We start from the raw sequence: 19,452 nt of genomic DNA, 5'->3' as shown, positions 1-19,452 counted from the left end.
ATAATTTAAAGAAATTATGACTTAAAAACATTTAATAAATCTAATTTGGAGGGAAAAAAATGATAAAAATAATGTTAGCTTGTTCAGCAGGAATGTCAACTAGTTTGTTAGTTACAAAAATGGAGGATGCTGCAAAGGAAAACGGTATAGAGGCAGAAATATGGGCTATATCAGAAGTAAACTTAAAAAATGAAATAGAAAATTGTGATGTCTTACTTTTAGGACCTCAAGTTAGATATGTATTAGGAAAAGCAACTGAAATGGCAAAACCACATAATATTCCAGTAGAAGTTATAAATATGATGGATTATGGAAGATGTAATGGAAAAGCTGTGTTAGATAGAGCTATAGAATTAAATAATTCGAAATAAAGTTGTACTGGAGGATGTAAAATGGAAAAATTCATGTCATTTATGGATAAATATATAGTGCCTGTAGCTGCTAAAATAGGAGCTCAAAGGCACTTAGTAGCAGTAAGGGATGCATTTATATCGATGATACCTATAACTATGGTAGGTGCATTAGGAACATTAATAAACAACTTGCCACTAGAAGCATATAAGAACTTAATGGCAAGTATATTCGGAGAGAACTGGACTACATTTGGAGGAGACCTTTGGTGGGGAGCAATAGGTACAATGGCAGTATTTTTAGTAATAGGTGTTGCCTACTTCTTAGCCAAATCTTATGAAAGTGATGGACTACAGGCTGGACTTATAGCACTATCTATCTTTTTCATAATGTCTCCACAAATTGGTAAAATAGTTCCTGAAGGAGGAACTACAGCAGTTGAAGGATGGGGAATGATACAACAAACTTACTTAGGTACAGCAGCATTATTCTCTTCTATATTAATAGGATTATTATCAACTGAGATATTTGTAAGATTATCTAAAGTAAAGAAATTAACTATAAAAATGCCAGATGGAGTACCACCAGCAGTTTCAAGGTCATTTGCAAAGTTAATACCAGGAATGTTAACTATAATGATATTTACAGTAATAGGACTATTCATAAAGATACTTTCAAATGGAAGTTTCTTAACAGATATTTTAAACACTTATTTAGGAGCACCACTATCAAATGTAGCTGATAGTCTAGGTTCTACAATGCTTATTGCATTTATAATTCATATACTTTGGACTGTCGGTCTTCATGGTGCAAATATAGCACTTCCTTTTACAGAAACTATACTTATGAAATTAGGTGGAGAAAATGCTGCTTTAGCTCAAGCTGGAGCAACTGAAGGATACCATGTACTTGCAGGCTCATTCTTTGATGCATTTGTTTACTTAGGTGGTTCTGGAGTGGTGTTAGGATTAGTTATAGCTTTAATAATAGCAGGAAGAAGACGTAAAGAAATGATAGTATTAGGTGGACCACCAGCAATATTTAATATAGGAGAGCCATTGATATTCGGACTTCCAATAGTTTTAAATCCTATATTTATGATTCCATTTGTACTTGCCCCAGTAATATGCAGTGCTGTATCATACTTAGCAATAGATTTTGGATTAGTAGCACCAGTAATTTTACCTAAAATACCTTGGGTAACACCTCCTATATTAGGCGGAGCAATGGCTACTGGAGATTGGACTGGTGGAGCTTTAGCATTATTTAATCTAATACTATCAATATTGATATATATTCCGTTCGTCATAGCATCTGAAAAAATGGAAGCTAAGAAACTAAAAAATTAACAACTAGGTAATTTTATTCGAATAATTAATTTATCGAGTTGTATAGAATATACTAAATTATAGGTAAGGATGGTATAATGAGATGAAAAATGGACTAAAAATAGTTACAATCGGAGGAGGCTCAAGTTATACTCCTGAGCTTGTAGAAGGGTTTATAAATAGATATGAAGAGCTACCTGTAAAGGAATTGTGGCTTGTAGATATAGAGGATGGAAAAGAAAAATTAGAGATAGTAGGAAATCTAGCTAAAAGAATGGTAAAAAAAGCTGGAATAGACATGAAAATAAAACTTACCTTAGATAGAAGAGAAGCTCTAAAAGATGCAGATTTCGTGACAACACAACTTAGAGTAGGGCTTTTAGATGCAAGAATTAAAGATGAAACTATTCCTTTATCTCATGGAGTTATGGGTCAAGAAACTAATGGTGCTGGAGGACTATTCAAAGCCCTTCGCACAATACCAGTTATATTTGATATAATAAAAGATGTGGAAGAATTATGTCCAAATGCATGGATGGTGAACTTTACAAATCCAACAGGAATAATAACAGAAGCTGTATTCAAATATACTAATTTTAAAAAATATATAGGTTTATGCAATGTTCCAATTCATCTAAAAAACGATGTTGCTAAATTATTTAATGTAAAAAGTGACAGAATAAGTATGGATTTTGCAGGTCTTAATCATATGGTTTATGGTTTAAATGTATTTTTAGATGGAGAAGATGTTACAAAAGAAGCGATAGAAAAGTTTGTTAAAGCAGACATAAGTATGCAAAACATAAAGGCAATTGACTTTAATTCAGAATTTATAAAATCTCTAGGTGCAATACCTTGTCCATATCATAGATATTATTATAAAACTAAAGAAATGCTTGAAGATGAGTTGAGAGAGTTTAAAGAAGGAAAGGCCAGAGGTCAAGTAGTTAAAGAATTAGAGGAGCAACTATTTGATTTATATAAAGATGAACAACTAGATATAAAGCCACCTCAACTTGAAAAAAGAGGAGGAGCTTATTATAGTGATGCAGCTTGTAATTTGATAAGTTCTATATACAATGATAAAAAAGACATTCAAGTAGTTAATACATTAAACAATGGTGCTATAAGAGACTTTAAAGACGAGCAAGCTGTAGAAGTTAGCAGTGTAATAACAAAAAATGGTCCAAAACCATTAAGCATAGGATATTTACCAGATTCTGTACATGGGTTAGTAAGTCAAATTAAGTCATTTGAAGTATTGGCAGCTAAAGCAGCTGTATATGGAGATTATGAATCTGCTCTTTTGGCACTTTGTATCAACCCATTGATTCCTTCAGATGATTTGGCAAAAACTATATTGGATGAAATGTTAGAAGCTCATAAGGATTATCTTCCTAGATTTAATAGATAGTCTATAGAAAGTAGGTTATGGTATGACTAAAATTATAATAAATGCAGATGACTTTGGATATTGTGAAGCTGTTAATTATGGTATAATATCAGCTCATAATAATGGAATAGTTAAGTCTACTTCTATGATGGCGAATATGCCTGGGGTAGAGCATGGAGCAAAATTACTTAAAGAAAATAAGTCTTTAAATTGTGGAGTTCATATGACTTTAAGTTGTGGTAGACCATTATTGTCTGACTTAAAAACTATTGTTGACAAAGACGGTTTTTTTATTAGAAGAATTACAGACGAAATTATTAAAAACATGGATTGTGATGAAATTTATAGAGAACTTTGTGCTCAAATAGATAAAGTAAAAGAACTTGGAATAGAAGTATCTCATTTGGATAGTCACCATCATATCCATACTTTAGTAAGTTTAAAACCAGTGATAGAGAAGATTGTGAATAAGTATGACCTTCCAATAAGAGGTGGATTTGAATATAATTTAGAGTATTCAAAGATAGTCCCATTAATTGATAGTTTTTATAAGGAAAATGTAAGTGAGGAGTTTTTTATAAAAAATATAGACAAAATAATGAAGTATGATGTAGTGGATATTATGTCTCACCCAGCTTTTTTAGATGATTATATTTTAAATTCTACATCTTATGCGATTGACAGAACAAAAGAGCACAAGATACTTACATCTAAAGGTGTCAAAGAATTTTTAGAAGAGAATGGATTAGTCATATCAAGCTATAGAGATATCTAGGAGGTAGAATAAATGGATGAAAAAATGATAGAAATATCTTTTGGAATAATTGGATTTGCAGGTGACGCAAAAGGATTGGCATTTGAGGCTATAAAAGAAGCAAAGAGCGGGAATATAGATAAAGCAAGAGAATGTATTGAAAAGTCAAAAGAATCAATTCATAAAGCTCATAAATTCCAAACGGAACTAATACAAAATGAAGCTAGTGGCAATAAAACTGATATAAGTGTTATACTTATTCATGCACAAGACCATTTGATGACATCTATGAACTTTCAGCAGTTAGCAGAAGAATTTATAGATGTATATGAAAGATTGGAAAATAATTAATTTAAAATTATTATCATAAAAGGGAATATTGTAAAATGAAAAGGGAGCTCTTAGGAACTCCTTTTCCATTTTACAATATTCCCACTTTTTTTATAATTTATGACATAAAATCAGAATGAAAACACCAATTGCTTGTGCTTTCATTAAAAGTATTCTCATATGTTGTAACCTTTGTAAAAAAGTATTATAATAATTTCATAAAATAAGTCATTTCATAAATTACAGTTACAAACAATTTAATTATCCTGATATGAGAAACAAGACATATATATAAAAGATAGTATATTCCTATCATTATGAATTCTATATGTTAGTTATTACTTGGCAATGTTAAAATGATATTGCATACTTTTGAACAAACTATATAGCTTATTATGGCATTAATTTTTGTAAATTATATCCTTGTTCTATATATGTGACATTATAGAGTTTATAATTAAAATTATATCATAATTTGATATGGAAAATAGATTGTGTTCTCAATAAAGAAGAATTTATAATGAAAAATAGAAAACTGGAGGGATATGAAAATATGAAACAGACACAGGAAGAACACAATAAGGATTTAGAATATCTGTTACGCATGGCACAAGCAAAAGATAAAGAATTAGAGGGTGTGCTTGCGTATGCTGCTGATGGGATAGGAAAATTCGCATGTGATGAGAATTTTACTATACTTTATTATAATGATGGTCTAGCAAGACTAGTTGGAACAACAAGAGGGCGAATTGAAAAAGAAGGTTTTAATAGTAGTCTTTATATTTATCATGATGATATAGAGTATGTTCAGAAAGAAACAGTAAATGCTATGAATAATAAAGAAGTATTTGAAATGCGTTACCGATTGAAACATATTACTGGAAAAAACATATGGGTAAAAGTAAAAGGGATTTTCATGGAGGATTATTATAAGGGAATTTATCCTATAATGTACTTGTTATATACGGATATCACAGAGTTGGTTGAGACAAATGAAAAGCTTCAATTTGAAAAAGAAAGATATAAGGCATTTACTTCTTTGGTTCACGAACAATTTTTTGAATACAATTCCAGTAATGAACAATGTCCACTCATATTATTTGGTGGTGATTACGATGATGATGATAAAAAAGCATCACCAACCAAAGAGAATAAAGAACTATTTCTGGACAGCTTGGGAGAATGTGAAAGTCTGATAGAGGTTGAGGTTTTACTTTTCAACAATAAGCATGAATTGAACTGGTATCATGTTTCTGCAAAGGGACTGAAGAAAGAAAATGATAAATGGAGCATTGTAATTGGAAGGTGTGAGAATATCCAAAAACAGAAAGAAATAGATGAATGGAGAAGCAACAGAGAGCGTGAACTAATCAAATATTCTGAAATAGATTCTCTAACTGAACTTTTCAATCGATATGGCTTAGAAAAATCTGTAAATAGAGTAATCGAAGAATACGATGAATATGTATGTGGGGTTATAGATATTGATAATTTTAAAAGATTTAATGATTTATATGGGCATGTGTTTGGTGATGAAGTATTGAAGTATGTAGCCAGTGTACTTAAAAATGCATGTGATGTTTACGATTTTGTAGGGCGTATAGGTGGAGATGAATTTTTTATTTTCTTTAATGATATTAATAAAAAGAAAATAAAAGGACGTCTAGAAATGATTTTAAAGGAAGTTGCAAAGTCGAAAGAGACGTTATCGATACCAACAGAGGTTTCTGTCAGTATTGGAGCAGTCATAGTTTCAAAAATAAATACAGACTTTGTAGATGTATATCATCATGCCGATACAGCTTTATACAAGGCAAAAAGAAAGGGTAAAAATACATATTTACTGGAACTGTATAATGAAATATTCATTTAAATAAAAGTTCTCATTCTTGTTTAACTACATAAGAATGAGAACTTTTTGTATGTAATTGAATTAAGATAAAGAAAGATTATTGTTAAACTCATTTTTATCTGCAATATCCTTTTTTAGGTTAATGGAGCTTAGCAATATAATATCATTTTATCATTACTTAGCAGAAAAAGTTATTTTATCAAAATTTAAATATATTACTTAAAACTAAGAAAACCTTATCTGTAGTATATATAATTAAGATTAATTAGGAATTTTTATCCTTTTACAAAATAATATTGACTAAAAACAGAAAAATGCTATAATAAATATGTGCTCATGATAATCAATATCATATAAGTATAATAAACAGGTAGGAGAAAAAATCATGAAAAAAATAAAATCACTTGCAATATTTATATCTATTATAACTACGCTGGTACTTGTTACAGCATGTTCAGATAAAAATACAGAGGATAAAGATAATTCAGATACAAGAGTTGTACAATCTGTTAAAGGAGAGGTTAAGATACCATCAAATCCTAAAAAAATAGTTGATATATCAGGAAGTAGTGAAGAACTATTATTAGCAGGTCATAAACCTGTTGCAACAGCAAATGTAGACTCATATAAAACTGATAAATTACCAAGTTACATAAGAGAAGAGCTTAAAGATGTAAAAATAGTTGGACACTCAATGATGGATACTATGGATATGGAAGCTATATTAGAAGTAAATCCTGATTTAATAATAATGAGTCAAAGACAAGAGAAGATATATGACCAATTAAAAGAAATAGCACCTGTAGTAATGATGAAAGATTATGCAAATGACTGGAGAAGTAAGCTAACTGATGTATCAAAATTATTTGATAAAGAAGAGGATGCTAAAAGTTGGTTACAGAAGTATGATGAAAAAGCTACAAAATTAGGTAAAGAAGTTACAGAAAAAAACGGAGAAAAAACTTATTTACCAGTGTTAGCAAGTTCAGGTCAATTTATGGTATTTAGCGATGGTGGAATAGGAACTTTAATCAATGATGATATGAAGCTAGCTAGACCTGAGAACATGCCTAAGCAAGATGGAATAACATTACCAATGGTAAGTATGGAAGGTCTAACAGATATAGATGCAGACCATATAGTTGTAATTGCAACAGAATCAGATAAAAAAGATTTAGAAAATAGTGCTATCTGGGCTCAAATAAGAGCAGTAAAAGATGGAAATGTAACAATACTTGATGCAGCTCCATTTTTTAGTCAATCATATAATCCAATTGGAAAAGAGTTATTATTAGAATCAGTTAAAAATGAATTAACAAAGTAATTCTTAACTTAGTAGGTGTGAGATAATGATATTCATTTTTCACACCTATTTTTAGTAAAGCTTAAAAAATATTTAATAGATGTTATTATGCTAACGATTAAAAGGGAGAAGGAGGTAGGATAATTGACTAATTTTAGTAAAAAAAATTTAACTTATTTGTTGATATTAGTAAGTATAGTTGTACTTGTACTTGGAATTGTATTATCCATAGCTATTGGGGCAAAAAATATGAATCTATCCACTGTTATAGATAGTTTAATAAAAATGGAAGATGGAATAAATATGAGAATAGTAAAGGATGTTAGACTTCCAAGGGCAATAGCAGCAGCACTTGTTGGAGGCTTTTTAGCAGTTTCTGGGGCAATAATGCAGGGGATAACAAGAAATCCTATAGCTGAACCTTCTGTTATAGGCATTACACAAGGGGCTACATTTGCAATTGCAATATCACTAGTACTTCAAAAAAAACTTCCTCAGCTTATACATGGAAGCTTTAGTGTAATGATGTTTGCATTTATCGGAGCAAGTATAAGTGGATTATTTATATATTTTATAAGTTCTAAGTCAAGAGGAAGAGTTAATAATGTAAAATTAGCTCTTGCAGGAGTAGCACTTGGGACACTGTTAATTTCTTTAGCATCAGCGATATCTATGTATTTTAATCTATCCCAACAATTGAGCTTCTGGATATCAGGTGGTCTTGTAGGAGTAAATTGGGAAGGTGTAAAGTTATTATTTATAGCTGGTGGTATTGGATTTATATTAGCTATGGTTATGGCTCCAAGAATAACTATATTAAGCCTTGGAGAAGAAGTAGCAATAGGATTAGGTCAAAAAACTAATATTATTAGATTCATATGTATAATACTTGTAATATTAATGACTGGGGCATCTGTTTCGGTGTCTGGTAATATTATTTTTATAGGTCTTATAGTTCCTCAAATAGCTAAAGGAATAGTAGGTTCAGATTATAAGTATATAATACCAAGTTCTCTAGTTCTAGGAGCTGTATTGCTTGTATATACAGATATATTAAGTAGGATGATAAATCCTCCATATGAGACACCAGTAGGTTCTATAACAGCGCTTATAGGAGTGCCAATATTTATATACCTTGTTAGAAAGGGGGAAAAATAAGTACTATGAAAAATATTATGAAAAACAATTCAAAAACATTGCTTGTTGTATCAATTTTAGTGGTACTTATTTTTGTCACTTTTCTAGTGAGTTTAAACATGGGCTCATTTTCTATAGAACCAATGGATGTTATAAAGACTTTTTTAGGTGAAGGTCAACGGAATCATGAAATTGCTATATTCAAATTGAGATTGCCAAGAATAGTCATAGCTCTTTTGGTTGGTTCAGCATTATCAACAGCAGGTGTAATACTTCAAGGTGTTACAAAGAATGACTTAGCAGACTCTGGAATTTTGGGAATAAATTCAGGTGCTGCATTATTTGTAGTCGTTTATATATACATTATGAATGGGAATGTTTATGAAGGAATGAGTAATCTTACTGTATTTACAATGCCAGTTGTTGCACTTGTAGGAGCTTTATTTGGAGCTTTTCTTATATATTCTCTTGCATGGAAAGGTGGTATAAATTCTTCAAGACTACTACTGATTGGTATAGGTATAAACATAGCTTTTACTTCAATTTTGACGATATTTCAATTGAAATTTACAACACAAGAGTTTAATAGAGTTATGGCATGGACATCAGGTAGTATTTGGGGGACTAGTTGGAAATATGTGATAGCTGTACTTCCATTTATAGTAGTTTTTATGGGTATAACTATGTATAAAGCAAAGTATATAGATGTTTTAAACTTGGGTGACGAAGTATCTACGAGTCTTGGTGTAGAAGTAGAAAAACAAAGAAGAAGACTTATAATATATGCAGTAATTTTATCTGGTGTATCTACAGCAGTAGCGGGTAGTATTTCATTTTTAGGTTTAATAGCTCCACATATAGGTAGAAAAATAATAGGACCAAAACATAAAAGATTAATACCAGTATCAGCACTGATAGGAACATTATTACTTTTAGTAGCAGATACGATATCTAGAAATATTCTGGCACCTATAGAAATACCAGTGGGTATAGTAGTTTCTATAATAGGAGTGCCATACTTTATCTATTTAATGTTGGCAAATGATTAGGAAAGGGTGTTGTTATGAACTGTATAAATACTAAGAATTTAAATATATCATATGGAAACACAGATATTGTAAAAAATTTAAATTTAAATATACCAAAAGGAAAAATAACTACTATAATAGGGGCTAATGGTTGTGGAAAATCAACAATACTTAAAACTATAGGAAGAATTATTAGTCCTAAAAGTGGAAGTATATATATAAATGGAAAGGATATCTATAAAAAGAAATCTAAAGAAATAGCAAAAGATATGGCTGTACTTCCACAAAGTCCTCAAGCTCCTAGTGGTCTTACTGTTTCAGAGTTAATTTCTTATGGAAGATTTCCTCATAAAAGTGGATTTGGTAATTCTAGCAAAGAGGATAGAGATATTGTAAATTGGAGTTTAGAAGTTACTGGAATTTCAGATTTTAAAGATAGAAATATAGAAGATTTATCAGGAGGGCAAAGACAAAGGGCATGGATAGCTATGGCTTTAGCACAAGAGACTGATATATTACTACTAGATGAGCCTACAACATATTTGGATTTAGCTCATCAGTTAGAGATACTAAAATTATTAGACGAATTAAATAAAAAACAAGGAAGAACTATTGTCATGGTAATACATGAACTTAATAATGCGGCGAGATTTGCTGACCACATGATAGGTATTAAGAAAGGTAAAATAGTTTGTGAAGGTGATGCATATGATGTTATGACAAAAGATAATCTAAAAGAATTATTTAACATTGATGCAGAAATAGCAACAGACCCAAGAACAAATAAACCAATTTGTATAACTTATGACATGGTATAAATGGTGACAACATGGAAAATCAAGAAGCATTAAGGCACGAAAAAATATGGATTTTATTACTTAGATATTCGATACCTGCAATAATAGCAATGATGGTGACTTCGCTTTATAATGTAGTAGATAGAGCATTTATTGGTTCTATGGACGGAATTGGTTCAATAGCTATTGCAGGTCTTGGTGTAACTATGCCAGTATTCACACTAATAATAGCTTTTGGAATGCTAATATCGGTAGGAGCTAGTACAAGATTGTCTATAAAGTTAGGTGAAAGAAATAAAGAAGAAGCAGAAAAGATATTGGGTAATGCTTTAACATTATCTATAATTATATCTTTAATGATAACTATATTAGGATTAGTTTTTTTAGAAGATATACTTTTTATTTTGGGTGCAAGTAAAGATTCAATCTCTTACGCAAAAGACTATATGAGTGTCATATTGGTTGGAAGTATATTTAATCTAGTTGCATTTTCTCTTAATAATGCAATTAGGGCAGAAGGCAATCCAAAATTAGCAGCAAGAACAATGATTGTAGGTTGTGTATTAAATTTAATATTAGACCCTATATTCATATTTGTGTTTGATTTAGGCATAAAGGGAGCAGCTATAGCAACTGTACTCTGTCAAGTGGTAGTATTTATTTGGGTAACACAGTACTTTATAAGAGGGAAGTCTAATCTAAAACTAAAAAAATGTAACTTAAAGTTGGATAAAGATATAGTTAAAAATGTATTTGCAATAGGTATGACACCTTTTGCTATGGAAGTAGCTATAAGTATAACTCATATGTTTACAAATAATTCTCTAAAGGCTTATGGTGGAGATTTGGCTATTGGAGCTATGACAGCACTTACATCTATTTTATTGATGTTTATGATGCCTGTGTTTGGTTTGAATCAAGGTATGCAAACTATAATATCATACAATTATGGTGCAAAACAATATGAGCGTGCAAAGAAAACTTTAATACTATCCATTATAGTATCAATTGTTATATTATCATTTGGATTTTTAGTAGTACAAGTTTTTCCAGAAGTATTTGTAGGTATATTTAATAAAGATTCAGACTTAATGGAGATAGCTGTAAGAGGTATAAACATAAACTTAATTACATTGCCTATAATGGGAATTTCTATTGTAGGACCTGTGTATTTCCAATGTGTAAGTAAGGTTAAACATTCTATGTTTTTAACTCTTCTAAGACAATTTATTTTATTTATACCATTAATTATTGTACTTCCAATTCAATTTAATTTAGATGGAGTTTGGTTAGCACAGCCCATTGCGGATTTTATTGCTATGATAATTGTATTATTATTCTTAAGAAGAGAATTTAAAATAAGTCGAGTATAGATATATTAGAAAATAAAAGGTCTATCTAAAAATAATTTTGATTATTGAGAGATAGACCTTTTATATATTTCAAATTTTATGTTAAAAGATTTTTAGCTTGTATATTTATAGGGGGAGTGTAAAGATACTTTATATATTATATTTATCAGATATTAAAATGTAGAAGCAATTCTATAAATACCAAATTCTCTATGACCAAGGCTTTCAGCTTTAGTATATTTACCATTACAGACTTCCACTATTTCGCTGAATATTTCTTGACCTATATCTGCTATCTTAGCACCATCTGTTATGATTCTACCTGCATTTATATCTATATTATCTGGCATTTTGTTGTATGTATCACTATTTCCAGTGATTTTAATAACTGGAGAAATTGGGCTTCCTGTTGGAGTGCCTCTACCAGTTGAAAAAATTACAATTTGTGCACCACCTGCTACCATACCAGTAATAGAATCTATATCTTGTCCTGGCGTATCCATAAAATACAGACCTTTTTTATCAGAAGGTAAAATATCAGCATATTCAAGAGCACCTTTGAATGGTTTGTTACCTGCTTTATACATACATCCAAGTGATTTTTCTTCAATTGTTGAAAGTCCACCAGCTTTATTTCCTGGAGTAGGTTGACCACTACGTAAATCTTCTCCCATTGCAATTGCTCTTTTTTCTACATCACTTACAAATTTAAGAAATTTATCTTTCATTTTTTCATCTTCAAAACGAGTAGCTAGTAAATGTTCTGCACCAATTACTTCTGTAGTCTCACTTAGTATACTGCTTCCACCTTCATCTACAAGAAGGTTTGAGGCAACTCCAATTGAAGGGTTTGAAGCTATTCCACTTGTTGGGTCAGAGCCACCACATTCAAGTGCTAATGTAATTTCGCTCATATCGAATTCAACCCTTACTTCTTTTGATACTTCACGAGACATTTGACCTATTATTTCAGCTCCTTTAGAGACTGTCTTTAATGTTCCACCACATTCTTGTATAACAACATAATCTACTTTTTTTCCTGTTGTAGCTATCTCAGAAGCCAAGTCTTTTGCTTGAATACCATCACAACCAAGACCCACCACTAAAACTGCTGCAACATTAGGATTTTTACCAAATCCTATCAATGTTTTTGCTGTAAGTTCTATATCAGAACCAATTTGACAACATCCATGTTGATGAGGGATAGCTATTGCTCCAGGAACAAGTGATGCTATTCTTGTAGCTGTCTCACTTGAACATACAGATGTTGGAATAACTAAAACATGATTACGAATACCAAATTGTCCATTTTCTCTTAAATAACCCATTAATTTCATTTTAATTACCTCCTATTTTTTGTCTCCACGACCACGTGTACTTTCAATATTATGTACATGAACATAGTCACCAGTTTTTATGTTGACTGTTGCGATTCCTATAACTTCACCATATTTATAGACAACATCACCTTTTTTTACATCCTCTGTAGCCATCTTGTGAAAAACAGGGATATCATCATTTACTATGTAAGATTCTCCATCAATTGAAACCTTCTCCCCTTTAACTAAAGGTCTAACACATGTAACTAGATTATCTTTTTCGTTTGCATGAATAATTGCATTCATTACTTTTACCTCCTTAAATGTTAATTTACCTCAATATTTTCATTTGTTTTAAAAATAGTTTTTTTTCTTTTGTCCCTCTTATCTAGGAAAGAAACTAACATTGGACAACATATTGCTGTAACAATGATAGCAGCAGCAACTTGTACTGTTGAAACAGCTGCAATTGTCGCTAGAGTTGGGTCTATAGCAGCTAAAGCTTCAGGAGTACCAGCTGCATTACCAGCCGTTGTACCAGTTGCTGCACCTACTGCTGGATGTTCTGCACGTATAAGTTTCATTACAAAGTATCCACCCATACCTGTTATTAGAGTAACTCCTAAACCAAGTGCAACCCCAGGTAACCCAGCCGTTATAATTTGATTAAAGTTTAATGCAGCTCCTAAAGGGAAAGCAAAGAAAGGAATTAATAATGTTGTACCAGGTGCAAGGAATTCTCGTATATCTTCATCGAGATTACCAAGTATAAATCCAAGTAGTATTGGTATAAGTGCTGCAAATAGTGCTACTATAGGTACATTTGCAAGTCCAGTCACTCCAAAAGCAAGCATTGTGAAAAAAGGACCATCATTTAGTGATAATATAGATATTGCTCCAACATCTGTAGAGTCTCCATATTCTCCTGCAAGTGCAGCAAAAAGACCTCCATTTGAATTAGTCATAGTAGCAACTATGGCAAGTGGTGTAATACCAAGGATACCTTTAGGACCTATAAATTTACTAACAATAATACCTAATACTGCACCAATTACGAATTTTGTTGCTGTAAGTGCTATTCCTTTAGTCAATGGTTTACCAGCTTGCCTAATGTTAATTTGAGCTCCATTACATAGACAAAATAGAGCAAGTATACTCATTGCACCAGTTTTAAATAAGGATGTTGTGAATCCTCCAATTTCTAGGGCTTGTGGACATACTGTATTAAATAGTGCTCCCAATAATAGGGGGCATACCATAAGTCCTCCTGGCATCTTTTTCACTGATTTTAAGATGTGCATTTAGTATCACTCCTTTTCATTTTTATATAAGTATCTAAAAGCAATTACTATGCCAATATATAGATTTTATGTTTTAAGTTATTATGATTATTTTTATTGATTACTTGAAACACGGTAAGTTACTTAGAATTAGAAGCAGAATTGTGTAAACTTTAACATTAAAAATAATTATTTTATTATGTAATAGTGTTTTTCATTTAAAATAAATAAACGCCTTATGTATTAAAATTAAACATAAAACGTTTCGATATATTAAGAATGTATTATTTTTAAACATTACTTTCAATTTCTTTTAACTTTCTCCATAGAGTAGAGCGAGTTATTTTTAAAATTTCACAAGTCTTTGTAGTATTTCTATTGTTTTCGTTGTAAATTTTGTAGATATATTTTTTTTCTAGTGTATTTAAATCCAAGTTATTACAATCCAAGTTATTATTATTCATATTACCTATATTGTTTGTATACTCACTATTATATTTTTCTAACAAAATTGAGTCAAATGATTCTACAATAACAGCCCTTTCCATCATTCCTTCTAATTCTCTTATATTTCCTTCATATTCTCGTTCAAGAAGTACTTGCTTGATATTTGGAGTGATGATTAAAGGTGTTTTGTTGTATTTGATTGAATATTTATGTATGAAAAATTCTGACAATTCTAAAATATCTTCTTTTCTTTCTTTTAATGAAGGTAGATATAAAGTTAAGATATTTATTCTAAAATAAAGGTCTTGTCTAAATAAACCATCACGCATCATATTTTTTAAGTTTTTATTAGAGGCACAAATAATTTTTACATCTATAGGAATGACTTTATCACCTCCAATTCTCATAACTTGTTTTTCCTGTAAGACTCTCAGTAGTCGTCCTTGAAGTTCAAGAGGAATTTCACTTATTTCATCAAGAAAAATTGTACCTTCATGTGCTAGTTCAAATACACCTGCTTTGCCTTTTTTTCTTGCACCTGTAAATGAACCTTCCTCATAACCAAAAAACTCACTTTCTATTAAAGAAGGAGGTATGGCAGCACAATTTACAGCTACAAAAGGTGCATTTTTACGTTTACTATAGTTGTGTATACTTTGACAAAACAGTTCTTTACCAACACCCGATTCTCCAGTAATAATCATAGGAGTGTCATAACAGGCATATTTCTTTGCAATTTCTATGCAATTTTTCGTTTTTTCACTAGCATGTATTATGTCATCGAAAGTGTACTTAGCAGAAAGACCTTTATTTAATAGACTTCTTCTTATTGTATGCTCAAAAGAGCTTATCTCCTTACTATCTTGAAATGTAGAAACAGCTCCTTGAATTTGACCATCGACGATGATTGGAACTCTATTTGTAATTATTTTTGTACTTCCTATATTTTGTATCTCACCAATTTGAGGCTCCATAGTTTGAACTACTTGTGGTAGGACTGTATTTGGAATAACATCTATAATGTTATGATAAAGTGCATTCTCCTTTTTTATGCCAAATATTTTTTCTGCACTCTTATTAAATAATGTGATTATAAAGTTTTTGTCAACAGTTATTATGCCATCATGTACAAAATCTGTCATAGCCTCTATCTGTAATCTTCTTTTTTGTTCATCTTTGGTTGCATCAAGTATTTGTTCTGCTTGTTGAATAGCTCTAAGTATATTTTCTTCCCTAGACTCGATTAATATTCCCTTGCAATTGAGTCTTTTAACAATATGTGCAACAGTAGTATCTCCTATGTATGTGTTGATACCTTTTTTTCTGTATTTCTCTATAGCATCATAAATTTCTTCTTCTTTTTCAATTTCAATCATAGTTATTTTCTTATTTAATATTTCTTCTATGATGTCAAAACCATAGATTACATTATTAAATCCAATTATTCCAAATGGCTCATTAGAGTTTTTTACTTCTTTATAGCTTTCTATGATATCATAAGCATCTACTTTAATCTCAACTATAGGTATGTTGTAAGTAGATTTTAGCATATTATAAGTACCACCTCGGCTTATGATGATTCTAGTTCCATGATTAATGCTTTTTTCTGCAAGAGGTATCCCTTCTTTTAGATTGCCAAATACAACATCAATATTTGTATACTTGTTTTTTTTAACTATGTGAATTGATTTTTCATAGGTTCCTTTAGTAGGAGCAATAACGAGTATTTCTTTCATAATAATTCCTCCATGTTTCATCAAATAAACTTAAATATTATACTAAGACTAAATTTTATCAGTTATATTTTAATATTTTACTTTATATTTAATTATAAATAAAGTATTTTTAAAAAGAACATTATAAAAGACTGTATAAAAGTTAGGTTTTAGAATTCTAAAACTCCTTTTTGTACAGTCTTTTAATGTATAATATCTATTTGTCAAATCTATTTACTCTAAACAATTTCATATTTCTATTTTCTTTACCAAGATACAATTCACTCAACATTATACCGCCTAATATTGCAAATAGTATTCCATTTGCTCCATAACCCAGGCAATACCATAAATTGTGGTTTTTGTTATCTGGTCCAATAAATCCTAAATTATCTAAAGTAGAAGCAAAACAACCACAATATTTATATTCAATCTGTATATCCTTTATATCCTTAAACATGCTTTTCAATCTTTGCTCTAAAATGTCATACTTTTTATTGGCTAAAGTTTCATTTTCTATATCATCAAAACTTACATCCTCGCCGCCTATGATTAATCGATTATCTTTCGTAGTTCTTAGATAATTATAAGGGTCGCAGTTATCTCTAATTAGAATATTGTTTTTCCAAGAATCTATGTTTTTAAGTGGCTTTGTTGCTATATTGAAAGTATTTGACTTAGTTGCAAAGTTTCTTTTGGTAAATAAACTTGTATTATATCCTGTAGCTACAATTAGTTTTTTTCCATGAACTTTATAACCATAAGATACCTCAGCAGTTACTTTATCATTTGAAAAATCTACTTTTTTTACTTCTGTATTTTCATATACCTGAAGGCCATTTTTTAGACTTACATCGATTAAATGATGACTGTATTTATATGGGTCTAATTCTCTACCTCCATTTTTTGCTATCAGCCCTGACTTTAAATCAAAACTAAAAGGGTTTGTAGATTCATCAATATATTCAACATCAAATCCATTTTCTTTTCTTAAATTATATTCTTCTTTTATAGCCTTAATCTCAAGTTTATTAGCAGTGTAAAGTAGAGTATCTCTTTTAGCATAATCACACTTATTTCCATATAGTTCTATAAATTCATCTAATTCTTCAAGTGCTGATAAGCAAAGGTTGTATGCCTTCAAGGCATCAGTTAAAGTCATAACTTCCGTTAAGTCTATCAAATTGTCATCTAGTTCATACTGCAAAAGAGAAGTGGTTACACTAGTGCTTCCATGTGCAATCCTTCCTTTTTCAAGAATGACTGATTTTATATTATTTTTAGCTAGATAGTAAGCACAAATACATCCAGTAACGCCGCCACCAACAATTATAACATCAGTATCAATATCCTCAGTAAGATATGGAAATTGTTTTGGGATTTTATTTATATTAGTAAAAATAGGCTTTCCTTTTACATATTCTTGATTCATATATTTCACTCCTAACATTTATTATGTATGAGTGTATTATTTTCTATAGCAAATAATATTATACATTTTAATTATCTGGATATATGGGTATGTATAAATAAAAATGTGATAACATTTTAGTGTAAAACATATGTATAATATATTCATAAGTACTTTGTTTTAAGTAATAGTGGTATATAATGTTTTAATAAGAAAAGGGATTTAATAAAAATTAATTAAAAATTTAAAGTAGGAGGTAAATTTATGCTTTCAAAAGATATAGCTTCAAAGGTATTAGAAAAGTGCCTAATTACCGGAGGAGACTTTGCTGAGATTTTTGAAGAAGACACTTTAAATAATTCTATTAGTTTAATAGATAATAAAGTAGAAAATGCAATAGGTGGAAGAAATTATGGTATAGGAATAAGAATATTTAAAGGATTAAAGAGTATCTATGCTTATACAAGTGACAATTCTTTAAATAGTCTGTTGGATGTAGCATATAAAGCTGCTGTTGCTTTAGGTAAATTAGAAAATGGGAAAAGTGTAATATTAAATGACAGTATTAAAATAAATAACATACATAATATAAAAATTTATCCAAATTCAATAGGTAATAGAGATAGAGTAAATGTAATGAAGATTGCATATAAGAGTGCAAAAGAGTTTAGTAGTGATATATCTCAAGTAAGTGTTAATTATTCAGATAAAGACCAAAAAATATTAATTGCAAATACTGAAGGGATATATGTTGAGGATAGAAGAATAAGAACTAGACTTGGAATAAGCTCAGTTGCATCTAAAGGCAATGAAAATCAAACTGGATTTGAAGGACCAGGAGGTTGCAAAGGATTTGAGATATTTGAAGAAATAGACCCAGAATACTATGCAAGAGAATCAGCTAGAGTAGCACATACTATGTTACATGCTAAAAATTGTCCAGCAGGCAATATGATGGTGGCAATCGATAATGGATTTGGAGGGGTAATTTTCCATGAAGCTTGTGGACATTCTCTGGAAGCTACAGCAGTTGCAAAAGGGAACTCTGTATTTGCAGATAAATTAGGTCAACAGATTGCTTCTACAAAGATTACGGCTATAGACGATGGAACAATACCAAATTACTGGGGTTCCATGAATATAGATGATGAAGGAAATCCAGCTCAAAAAAATATATTAATCGAAAATGGGATATTAAAGTCTTATATGATAGATAAGCTTAATGGAAGACGAATGGGAATGAATCCTACAGGAAGCTCTCGTAGACAAAACTATAAATTCGCTCCAACTTCAAGAATGACCAACACCTATATTGCTGCTGGAGAAGATAAGCCAGAAGATATTATAAAGTCAATACCAGATGGTCTTTATGCTAAAAAAATGGGTGGTGGTTCTGTAAATCCTGTAACAGGAGAGTTTAATTTTGCAGTTTCAGAGGGATACTTGATAAAAAATGGAGAAATACAAGAGCCAGTTAGAGGCGCTAGTTTAATTGGAAAAGGTAGCGATGTACTTATGAACATAGATATGGTTGGGGATAACTTAGAACAAGCTCAGGGGATGTGTGGTTCATCATCAGGAAGTATACCAACTAATGTAGGTCAACCTATGATAAGAGTAAAAGAAATTACTGTAGGTGGAAGATAGGAGGGATA

17 protein-coding genes are annotated in these 19,452 nt (G+C 30.6%); 12 read left to right on the top strand and 5 right to left on the bottom strand.

Going from position 1 to position 19,452, the window contains the following annotated elements:
* Positions 1-59 precede the first annotated feature (59 nt).
* The 11 genes from ACTG47_RS15845 to ACTG47_RS15795 all read left to right on the top strand — a co-directional run bounded on the left by ACTG47_RS15845 (position 60) and on the right by ACTG47_RS15795 (position 11,646).
* Positions 60-371 (top strand): PTS sugar transporter subunit IIB, encoded by a 312-nt coding sequence (locus tag ACTG47_RS15845; protein ID WP_207716168.1) that lies wholly within the window; start codon positions 60-62, stop codon positions 369-371.
* Between the two features lie 21 nt (positions 372-392).
* Positions 393-1,700, top strand: coding sequence for a PTS sugar transporter subunit IIC (locus ACTG47_RS15840; protein ID WP_479925262.1), 1,308 nt, complete (start codon positions 393-395; stop codon positions 1,698-1,700).
* An 82-nt stretch (positions 1,701-1,782) separates the two neighbouring features.
* A complete protein-coding gene (locus ACTG47_RS15835; RefSeq protein ID WP_479925261.1) occupies positions 1,783-3,093 on the top strand; it encodes a 6-phospho-beta-glucosidase in 1,311 nt (436 codons plus the stop codon).
* A 22-nt stretch (positions 3,094-3,115) separates the two neighbouring features.
* Positions 3,116-3,847: a chitin disaccharide deacetylase gene (chbG, locus tag ACTG47_RS15830; RefSeq protein WP_479925260.1), complete on the top strand. Its 732-nt coding sequence runs from the start codon at positions 3,116-3,118 to the stop codon at positions 3,845-3,847.
* Positions 3,848-3,859: 12 nt separating this feature from the next.
* Positions 3,860-4,177: a PTS lactose/cellobiose transporter subunit IIA gene (locus ACTG47_RS15825; protein WP_479925259.1), complete on the top strand. Its 318-nt coding sequence runs from the start codon at positions 3,860-3,862 to the stop codon at positions 4,175-4,177.
* Positions 4,178-4,709: 532 nt separating this feature from the next.
* Positions 4,710-6,029 carry a diguanylate cyclase domain-containing protein gene (locus ACTG47_RS15820; protein WP_479925258.1) on the top strand — a complete coding sequence of 440 codons (1,320 nt, stop codon included), beginning with the start codon at positions 4,710-4,712 and terminating at the stop codon, positions 6,027-6,029.
* Positions 6,030-6,393: 364 nt separating this feature from the next.
* On the top strand, positions 6,394-7,332 hold the full coding sequence (locus ACTG47_RS15815; RefSeq protein WP_479925257.1) for an iron-hydroxamate ABC transporter substrate-binding protein: 939 nt from the start codon (positions 6,394-6,396) through the stop codon (positions 7,330-7,332).
* Positions 7,333-7,455: 123 nt separating this feature from the next.
* A complete protein-coding gene (locus ACTG47_RS15810) occupies positions 7,456-8,469 on the top strand; it encodes a FecCD family ABC transporter permease (protein ID WP_479925256.1) in 1,014 nt (337 codons plus the stop codon).
* A gap of 5 nt (positions 8,470-8,474) precedes the next feature.
* Complete coding sequence (locus tag ACTG47_RS15805; RefSeq protein ID WP_479925255.1) at positions 8,475-9,497, top strand: FecCD family ABC transporter permease; 1,023 nt, start codon at positions 8,475-8,477, stop codon at positions 9,495-9,497.
* A gap of 14 nt (positions 9,498-9,511) precedes the next feature.
* Complete coding sequence (locus ACTG47_RS15800) at positions 9,512-10,294, top strand: ABC transporter ATP-binding protein (RefSeq protein WP_169465182.1); 783 nt, start codon at positions 9,512-9,514, stop codon at positions 10,292-10,294.
* A gap of 11 nt (positions 10,295-10,305) precedes the next feature.
* The gene (locus ACTG47_RS15795; protein WP_479925254.1) at positions 10,306-11,646 is read left to right on the top strand and encodes an MATE family efflux transporter; all 1,341 of its coding nucleotides are present in this window, start codon (positions 10,306-10,308) and stop codon (positions 11,644-11,646) included.
* A gap of 152 nt (positions 11,647-11,798) precedes the next feature.
* On the opposite strand, the gene ACTG47_RS15790 is transcribed toward ACTG47_RS15795, so the two are convergent.
* The 5 genes from ACTG47_RS15790 to ACTG47_RS15770 form a co-directional block, all read right to left on the bottom strand.
* Positions 11,799-12,962, bottom strand: a complete 1,164-nt coding sequence (locus ACTG47_RS15790) for a UxaA family hydrolase (protein ID WP_479925253.1) — start codon at positions 12,960-12,962, stop codon at positions 11,799-11,801.
* A gap of 12 nt (positions 12,963-12,974) precedes the next feature.
* The gene (locus ACTG47_RS15785; RefSeq protein WP_479925252.1) at positions 12,975-13,250 is read right to left on the bottom strand and encodes a UxaA family hydrolase; all 276 of its coding nucleotides are present in this window, start codon (positions 13,248-13,250) and stop codon (positions 12,975-12,977) included.
* A 20-nt stretch (positions 13,251-13,270) separates the two neighbouring features.
* Positions 13,271-14,245: a 2-keto-3-deoxygluconate permease gene (locus tag ACTG47_RS15780; RefSeq protein WP_169465175.1), complete on the bottom strand. Its 975-nt coding sequence runs from the start codon at positions 14,243-14,245 to the stop codon at positions 13,271-13,273.
* Between the two features lie 269 nt (positions 14,246-14,514).
* Positions 14,515-16,407, bottom strand: coding sequence for a sigma 54-interacting transcriptional regulator (locus ACTG47_RS15775; RefSeq protein WP_479925251.1), 1,893 nt, complete (start codon positions 16,405-16,407; stop codon positions 14,515-14,517).
* A 196-nt stretch (positions 16,408-16,603) separates the two neighbouring features.
* Positions 16,604-17,818, bottom strand: coding sequence for an NAD(P)/FAD-dependent oxidoreductase (locus ACTG47_RS15770; protein WP_479925250.1), 1,215 nt, complete (start codon positions 17,816-17,818; stop codon positions 16,604-16,606).
* A 243-nt stretch (positions 17,819-18,061) separates the two neighbouring features.
* On the opposite strand from ACTG47_RS15770, the gene ACTG47_RS15765 reads away from it, so the two are divergent.
* Positions 18,062-19,444 (top strand): TldD/PmbA family protein, encoded by a 1,383-nt coding sequence (locus tag ACTG47_RS15765; RefSeq protein WP_479925249.1) that lies wholly within the window; start codon positions 18,062-18,064, stop codon positions 19,442-19,444.
* The last annotated feature ends 8 nt before the right edge of the window (positions 19,445-19,452 follow it).

The organism is Clostridioides sp. LIBA-6622 (assembly GCF_056716095.1).
Note: the sequence above shows the minus strand (reverse complement) of the source record. Positions and strands in the feature narration are given on the sequence as shown.

Excerpts from the sequence above, each read along its gene's own strand:
- ACTG47_RS15840 (WP_479925262.1), top strand. The coding sequence starts at position 393 with ATGGAAAAATTCATGTCATTTATGGATAAATATATAGTGCCTGTAGCT.
- ACTG47_RS15795 (WP_479925254.1), top strand. The coding sequence starts at position 10,306 with ATGGAAAATCAAGAAGCATTAAGGCACGAAAAAATATGGATTTTATTA.
- ACTG47_RS15805 (WP_479925255.1), top strand. The coding sequence starts at position 8,475 with ATGAAAAATATTATGAAAAACAATTCAAAAACATTGCTTGTTGTATCA.
- ACTG47_RS15800 (WP_169465182.1), top strand. The coding sequence starts at position 9,512 with ATGAACTGTATAAATACTAAGAATTTAAATATATCATATGGAAACACA.
- ACTG47_RS15770 (WP_479925250.1), bottom strand. The coding sequence starts at position 17,818 with ATGAATCAAGAATATGTAAAAGGAAAGCCTATTTTTACTAATATAAAT.
- ACTG47_RS15765 (WP_479925249.1), top strand. The coding sequence starts at position 18,062 with ATGCTTTCAAAAGATATAGCTTCAAAGGTATTAGAAAAGTGCCTAATT.
- chbG (WP_479925260.1), top strand. The coding sequence starts at position 3,116 with ATGACTAAAATTATAATAAATGCAGATGACTTTGGATATTGTGAAGCT.
- ACTG47_RS15815 (WP_479925257.1), top strand. The coding sequence starts at position 6,394 with ATGAAAAAAATAAAATCACTTGCAATATTTATATCTATTATAACTACG.
- ACTG47_RS15785 (WP_479925252.1), bottom strand. The coding sequence starts at position 13,250 with ATGAATGCAATTATTCATGCAAACGAAAAAGATAATCTAGTTACATGT.
- ACTG47_RS15835 (WP_479925261.1), top strand. The coding sequence starts at position 1,783 with ATGAAAAATGGACTAAAAATAGTTACAATCGGAGGAGGCTCAAGTTAT.
- ACTG47_RS15820 (WP_479925258.1), top strand. The coding sequence starts at position 4,710 with ATGAAACAGACACAGGAAGAACACAATAAGGATTTAGAATATCTGTTA.
- ACTG47_RS15825 (WP_479925259.1), top strand. The coding sequence starts at position 3,860 with ATGGATGAAAAAATGATAGAAATATCTTTTGGAATAATTGGATTTGCA.
- ACTG47_RS15775 (WP_479925251.1), bottom strand. The coding sequence starts at position 16,407 with ATGAAAGAAATACTCGTTATTGCTCCTACTAAAGGAACCTATGAAAAA.
- ACTG47_RS15780 (WP_169465175.1), bottom strand. The coding sequence starts at position 14,245 with ATGCACATCTTAAAATCAGTGAAAAAGATGCCAGGAGGACTTATGGTA.
- ACTG47_RS15845 (WP_207716168.1), top strand. The coding sequence starts at position 60 with ATGATAAAAATAATGTTAGCTTGTTCAGCAGGAATGTCAACTAGTTTG.
- ACTG47_RS15790 (WP_479925253.1), bottom strand. The coding sequence starts at position 12,962 with ATGAAATTAATGGGTTATTTAAGAGAAAATGGACAATTTGGTATTCGT.